Here is a 6875-nt window from a genome sequence, read left to right as displayed (position 1 = left end):
AAAAGGTTCTTTCCGAGAAGAGTTATATGTAGAGCCCGAAGATGAAGCCATAAATCAAGCCCCGATAGTTATCGCCTCAATTGACGATCAGATAAAAAGTTATTTCAAGAAAAGCCCAGAGAAAATGTATGATCTTTCTCCAAGAAAGTTTGAGGAGTTAGTTGCAGCTATTTTAAAAGACATGGGATTTGATGTTGAGCTTACTAAAGCTACTAGAGACGGTGGTAGAGACATAATTGCTCACATTAGAAATTCTGTATGCAGTTATTTAACACACATTGAGTGTAAGAAATATGCCCCAGAAAATAAAATTGGTGTTGGCATAATTCGAGAGGTAATGGGAGTTCATCATTTACGCCAAGCAACTAAAAGCATCATAGTTACAACTGGGTTTTTCTCTAAAGATGCCATAAAAGAAGCTGAGGTGGTGGAAAATCATCTAGCTTTGAGGGATTTTAATAACCTGAAAGAATGGCTCCAAAGGTACTGATACTATTCAAAGCAAAAACCTAACAAGGCCAGTCACAGCGACGGCCTTTTCGTTGCGGCTTCGCCTTCTACAAAGCCGCGCGTGCTGTCGGCGTTATATCAGAGACTCCTAAAAGGCAGCTCTTGGCCGAAACAGCGCTCCTAATTTCCAAGTGAGCAAGGCGTTACCAAGGAGATGAGAATGGCAGATAAACCATCACTGTATGAAGTCGAAAACGCGTTTCAGCCAGCTAAAGAAGTAACTGCAGTTGAACGCTTTGCTGGTCGCAGAACGGAGGTAGAGGATGGATATTATGGGCTCCTCGGAGATGGAGTTAACATTGCCATTGTCGGTAACCGTGGTGTAGGAAAAACCTCTCTATCGCGCCAGTTAGAGATTACAGCCTCTGGCGATAATGGCCTTTTAGATCATCTTGAAATTGGCCATGATCGTCCTCTAGATTTCCTATCAGTATATTTTGCATGTGGAAACCGTGTGACGGATTTCGGGGATTTACTCGAACGTCTCTTAACGACTTCTAATTGTCTAGGAGACTGGATATACGATATACCCGGAGCAAAAAAGGAAGTAGTTTCCTATGCACCTGAAATAGGTGCGAAGCTTTTTGGCTTGGAGGCAAAGCTTGGTGGTGAAAAAGCTACAGAACAAGAGTCAAGACCGGCAGTCAACAGCCATTCGATTGATACCGTATTCACCAACGTTTGCCATGCAATCGTTGAAGAACGGATTGCTAAAGACGGATTGTTGATTATAGTAGATGAATTTGACCAGATTAACGATCCATCCGGAATGGCCGGGTTCATGAAGTCATTGGCTACGAATGTACCAAGGGCGAAATTCTGCTTGGTCGGTGTCGCTCAAGACATCCAGAACCTGATGAAAGAGCATGAGTCTGTTGATAGGTTATTCTCCGGCAGCATTATTCGCGTTCATCCCATGGAACCAGTAGAGCTGAGAGAAATAATTCGTATTGCAGAGGCTGAGATAGATAGCTTCATTACTTTTGATGAAGAAGCTACTGATTCACTAATAGCCCTCGCGCAGGGCCACCCGTATATGGTCCACCTGATAGGCAAATATGCATTTCGTGCAGCTTATCAGAGGGGCGTCAAAATCATTGATCGTTCTGCAGTTCAGGAAACATTGAAATCGATAGCTGAGCGAGGAGCGGATCCAGTTCTTGAGGGTCGTTACAAAAAGGCTGTCGGTTCATCACGTCAGAGGGAGTCGGTGCTCCGAGCTCTCGCCCAAGTCAGAAGGGAGGATGGCGAGTGCTGGACTACTGATGCCTACAAAATTGCCCTAGAGGATGAGGTTGATAATGCTAGCCAGTTTGTTGGTCACTTGGTGGCGGATGACTACGGTTCAGAGCTAGAAAAAGTTCGTGAACGATATTACCGATTTAGAGATTCATTGTTTGCTACCTATGTCCTAGCAAGACCCAGACTTTATTCGCCGGTTGGCTAACCAAGCCAGGCACGGCGACGCCTTTTCCATTTCGGCTTCACCTCCATTACGAAGTCGTGCGTGCTAGCGGCGTTAGTTCGAATACAAGATCTACCTGCGACGTTTTCTTAGCATTGGTTTAAGACTGAAAAGAGAAACTATGAATGCTTAGCTTTCTATCAAAAATGTTCGGCAAAGGAAGGGAGGTGGCTGCCCAAAATTCCACCGGGTTGACGTGTATTGCCCAAAACTCAAATAGAGAATCCGGTAGGCGGGAACCACCCAAGGAGCTTGATTGGTCCCAAGCCGAGTATGTCCCGCTGCCACCATCGCCGCCTACCTGGGAGGTGGACGGGCGTGACGAGTTTCACCGTGAGTACAATGACCCATCGATTGGTCCTGTATTTCAGGCTGGATTCAAGAATCAATACACTAAGGTCGTGAAACTCGCTTGTGATCTATCTCCCGAGCAACGGCAAGGACAAGTCGGAGAGGTTATAGCCAAAGCGTATGGCAAGCTAGTTATACAGCGGGTGAAATCTGGGCAGCTAGCGGCGGCGGCAAAACAATCTGTTGAAATGTTCGAGCGTGTCCCTGAGCACGTCAAGGATGTTGATTTACGTCGCTTCAATCGTATCTTGAAAGAGATGGAGAAGTTGGGGAAGAAGCATGGTTACGAACCGGTAGCTGTCGCAAGCCCCTCATCAATGCCGCTGTTTGAAGCATCGGAAGATGCCCCTTGGACGCTGGTAGGTGAGCGAAAGCTGAAGGGTGACGAACGGCCAGATCCTGCCTTTACTATTGGTGCCATCGATGCCCGAGGGACTTGGTTACTAGACCGTTCTGGGACCAGTGCGGATCAATCAGGAGTGAAGAGCGTACTTCGTAGAATGAATCGACATGGGGCCTTAGTTGGCGAAAAAGCTTTGTATCATGATGCCTATCGAACCGGAACCGGCGCCGCCGGTTCCGGTATAGCGATCATGGATTCCAGCGGATTGCTCCACGCCTACGACGAGGAGCTGAACATTATAACCGAGTCAAATTTATGCGAGGACTCCCGAGTCGTTGACCACTTCCGGACCATCGACACAAATTACTGGGGTGAATTTAAGTCCCAGGTGCGAGCCGTGGATGTTGCTCCTGAGGGGGATCGGTACCTTTTTACGTTAGCCGACGAAGCTTGGTGCTGCATGGCCTCTGGCGATGCAGTCTGGGGACTCGTTATGCCACTGAAGGAAGGTTGGGAGCGTGTCGTGGGACGCAGCGAACGCTTCGGGGTGGCTCAAGAGGTTGAGGAGGCGCTACAGCTTTTTGGGCTGTCTCTACCTGTTGATCCAACGGACATCAAGCGAAAGTACCGTAAGTTGGCGCAGGCTCACCACCCGGACCGCAATGCTGGGAATCCGTCTGCTACCGAGAAAATGAAAGCCTTAAATACTGCGTTCGAAGTTTTGACCGGTGTCGATCCGAACACGCTTGGATACGAAGAATCTGATGTTACGTATTTTGCCCGGACGGATCCCGACTACGTTATGGAGGTCGAGGGCCTTCGACTCGAAATCACCATGACCGCAGGGGTGCCTCAAGATTGGGTCTACGCGGCAAGTTTTGCTGCTGTCGATGGTGGGGCCTATCTGGCTACTTACTCGGGCAAAGTCATCCGAGTTTCTAGAGAGGGGCAGCCCGAGGTGGTGTACGACATTGGAACCTGCCCGAAGGAAATCGTTGATGTTGGCCGATATACCTACTTCCTCACACCCACTCGTTTATACGTCATTGAAGATGGTACGACGCTTGCAGCGTTTCTCGACGTCTTCCAGCAAGGGCGGCTGCTAGTAACGCAAGCAGGATTTGGCTTGCTCACAGGAAAACAACTGCAGTGGTTCACGCATGCTGGCATGAAAACTGGTGACTTGACGACGAGAGACCCTATACGGTCAATTTACGCTACCGATAGTGGAGTGGTTGTCCAAACTCGACAGCATCAAGTCGAAATTCAGGGGCTGTTGATGTGCAACCCATGACGTCAGAAGTTAATGGCGACGTCATTGAGGTGCTGACAACAGCGTCAACACGGACCGGCTTTTCCGCTGGCACTCCAAAGCCGATCGGTTATGCTGGGCGTTATATCAGAGACGCCTAAAAGACAGCTTCTGGCCGAAAACTGAAGTAAGCAGGAATAGGTGTGAGCTCTTCGTAACGTTTAGCACCTTTTTACGTAACAGCAGTCCTTACAAATAGACTTTATTTAAATCGAAAACACGGAACTTTCCAAGCGTCCTGATAAACATGCAACAAGGGGGGAGCGGTTATCCCACTGAATGCAGGAATCAAAGGCTGTTCCACCGTCGATATGGTACAACCCGATAAAAATCCTCTCTGTGATTCCTTCTGGGAGTCTAATCCCATCCATACTGCTTTGAGCATGTAACCCTTAAAGCAGCCCTCGAACTCTTTCATACGATCTCCTTAGTCATTCCTACCCAGTGCAGGTCTCATCAATGGTAGGACGCAGAGTGACACTTGGAGTGAGGAAGTGCTGGATGGCCGCAACCAGTCGATAGGCTACAGTATAACTCATGGGCAATACACACTAGGGGCTGGGTGTTTACGCTGCCGTGCGGTCGAGCATTGACCAAACGTGTGGATTCGCATCCCTGCCATCACCCTCGACCCCTTGAGCTGGTCGATTGAGTGAGGCGCCAGCCCAGAGAGCCACTGCAGCAGACCGGGTCACACCGGCAGTGCAATGAATGACGAGTTTTACCGGCCGTCGATCGCTGGCCCACTGCCGTATCCAGCCAGAAATCCTCTGAGCATCCTCAAGCGTCATGGGCTCTTCGCAGCCGAAGCCCTCACCGGGAACAACATCATCGAACTGCATTAAGAGAACATCAGCCCACCCCTTTGCCAAGCGAGTTGAACGCTCATCGACCCCACGAATGGACAGGACTACTGTGTCGGCGCTTGCTTGCCGACGCTCGATGTCACGTCGACTTGTATATTCGATGCTAATGATCATTGGATTTCTCATTCTGCTTGGTTAGGGCATGGAGTGCTTGCTGGCGAACTCGTCCCGCGAGGTGAATCCTCATCGCGTACTCAGATGCCGCGGAGCGGGATCGCTTTCATGAAGTCTGGCGATTGATATGCTGCTGAGTATCGATCACTAAAGCCTGAGCTGCAGCGACATATCACAGGAGGGTTTCTGGCTCGGGGTACTTAGGGTGCGCGTTATCCCATGACAGGCGAACGTACGTCTCATAAATCACGGACGACCGAGTAAAGGGGGTATCTAGGTAGTGTGTCACCAGTGCCTCGCCGGCCTGGACCACCACTTTGCTGCAAGTGATTCCCCCCTGTTGTCCCCTGCTCATGAATGGCTGGTTAAAGGGAGATAGGGCCGGTTATGACACAGAACGAGAAAGCCCCAACTAGCGAACTAGAAGGGGCTTGAAGGTAAAACGTGAATCTGATCAGCCGAAGGCTGCAGATTTGCTGTGCATGACAGCTTCCCCTGGAGCAAAAAGCCACAGGGATGCCTTGAGGAGGTTATCAGGACTGCTGACGTAAGCGCCCTCGCGTGATAGCCGAAAAGCCCGCGGGCCTTGTCGAAACAACCTGACAACCAACCTAAAAGGTTATCGTGATTAGCAATTTCCGTTTCCCATACCGTTCAATGAACGGCCTCGCCAATAAGATAGGGGCATGGGTGACATCTGGGAAGTTAATATCGTAAAAAATAATCCACAAACGACAATCTCAGTCAGTTGAGGGGAGGCTGTATTGGCAGGGTTTGGCTGCCTTGATCTTGTGTTGAGCTGCCGTTAGCAGAATCAATTTCACAGGTGGTGAGAGCCCCCGGGGCGAGCGCCCAAAGGTATCGCTTCAATGTCTCGCGATCGGTAATCGCAAGGTTCAGCCATGGCTCGGTCCCTGCGGCGCCCGCCTGAGTACAATGTCTATTTCAATACTTCTCTTTTATCTATCTTGGCTAGGCTGCATTACTGATAAGCTAGGTAGCTTGGGGGTTGGTTGAAATCGATTGTGACATCCCAGTCCGGTAGATCCTCGCACTGACCGACAAGCTGGCGACCGCTTTCTCCCGGTAAGTCGATGCGAACGTCAATGTGTCCTAACTGTCTTCTGCATCGCATCTGCTCATGAACGATCGAGAAGGGGGCCACCCATTGGCCATGAGGGTCTGGACGAAGTTTCATCCAATAATATTCGATAGGCTTCATCCTGACGCCTTGCGGTACTGAGTTAACCCCAAAGCACGATAATCTATTCAAGAGAAAATTCACGTTGTCGAGACGACGGCGATTCAGCCCGTTGCTGATGATTCCTTCCCCAACGAGTTGTGACAACGCGATTAAGGCTCTAAGCGTAGCTTCATCTAGCGGTGGAAGTGGCATACCGTCTCTACCATGGCCCGATAAGGTGAGGGGGATTTCCACAAACTGAGCTTGTCGATGAACCAGGCTATGGCGATACTCTATTGTAGACACGTAACAAGTCAGAATTCCCACCCAGGTGCAGGTTTCCTCGGTTAGGATCGCGCCATTCAGCGTCTCGCTCATTGCGATACGAGCCTTTTCCTTAATTGGCCAGAGCTTGGCTTCCCGCTGGGGTTTTATACCTTGTTTCGCCAGCGCAAGCTCGATCGTAAGATCGAGCACCTTCCAGGCTGCTCCAAACGCCAATGGCAAGAAAGCTGCACGTAGGTTGTCCTCCCGATTGGCTTGAATGTGGCTCGCCCCGTTCTGTATAACGTTTTTTCCTCCGTCAATGAGGGGACGTATATCGATGTAGCTTCCTGATGCCTGGGCTGTCAGGGGTAAATACCGGTCAAGGGCAAAACGTTCAAAGGCAGTCTCTGCCTCATACTCATTAATGTTAGTGACCATTGGTAGAGCCTATTACAAGCAACTGT

The 6875-nt window shown here is 49.8% G+C and carries 5 protein-coding genes; 3 read left to right on the top strand and 2 right to left on the bottom strand.

Annotated elements, in window-relative coordinates:
- The 3 genes from MLE19_RS22180 to MLE19_RS22170 all read left to right on the top strand — a co-directional run.
- Window positions 1–490 (top strand): restriction endonuclease (locus MLE19_RS22180; protein ID WP_240720517.1); only part of this gene is annotated, 490 nt, incomplete at its 5' end.
- Between the two features lie 180 nt (window positions 491–670).
- On the top strand, window positions 671–1957 hold the full coding sequence (locus MLE19_RS22175; RefSeq protein WP_240720516.1) for an ATP-binding protein: 1287 nt from the start codon (window positions 671–673) through the stop codon (window positions 1955–1957).
- A 143-nt stretch (window positions 1958–2100) separates the two neighbouring features.
- Window positions 2101–3963, top strand: coding sequence for a J domain-containing protein (locus tag MLE19_RS22170; protein ID WP_240720515.1), 1863 nt, complete (start codon window positions 2101–2103; stop codon window positions 3961–3963).
- Between the two features lie 584 nt (window positions 3964–4547).
- On the opposite strand, the gene MLE19_RS22165 is transcribed toward MLE19_RS22170, so the two are convergent.
- Together MLE19_RS22165 and MLE19_RS22160 are read right to left on the bottom strand one after the other, a co-directional pair.
- On the bottom strand, window positions 4548–4973 hold the full coding sequence (locus MLE19_RS22165) for a hypothetical protein (protein WP_240720514.1): 426 nt from the start codon (window positions 4971–4973) through the stop codon (window positions 4548–4550).
- Between the two features lie 970 nt (window positions 4974–5943).
- Window positions 5944–6849, bottom strand: coding sequence for a hypothetical protein (locus MLE19_RS22160; protein ID WP_240720513.1), 906 nt, complete (start codon window positions 6847–6849; stop codon window positions 5944–5946).
- Window positions 6850–6875 lie beyond the last annotated feature (26 nt).

Origin of the sequence: Vreelandella neptunia, from assembly GCF_022489065.1 — a bacterium.
Lineage (GTDB): Bacteria > Pseudomonadota > Gammaproteobacteria > Pseudomonadales > Halomonadaceae > Vreelandella > Vreelandella neptunia_A.
The sequence above is the reverse complement of the archived record's forward strand: the minus strand, read 5'-3'. Positions and strand labels throughout refer to the sequence as shown.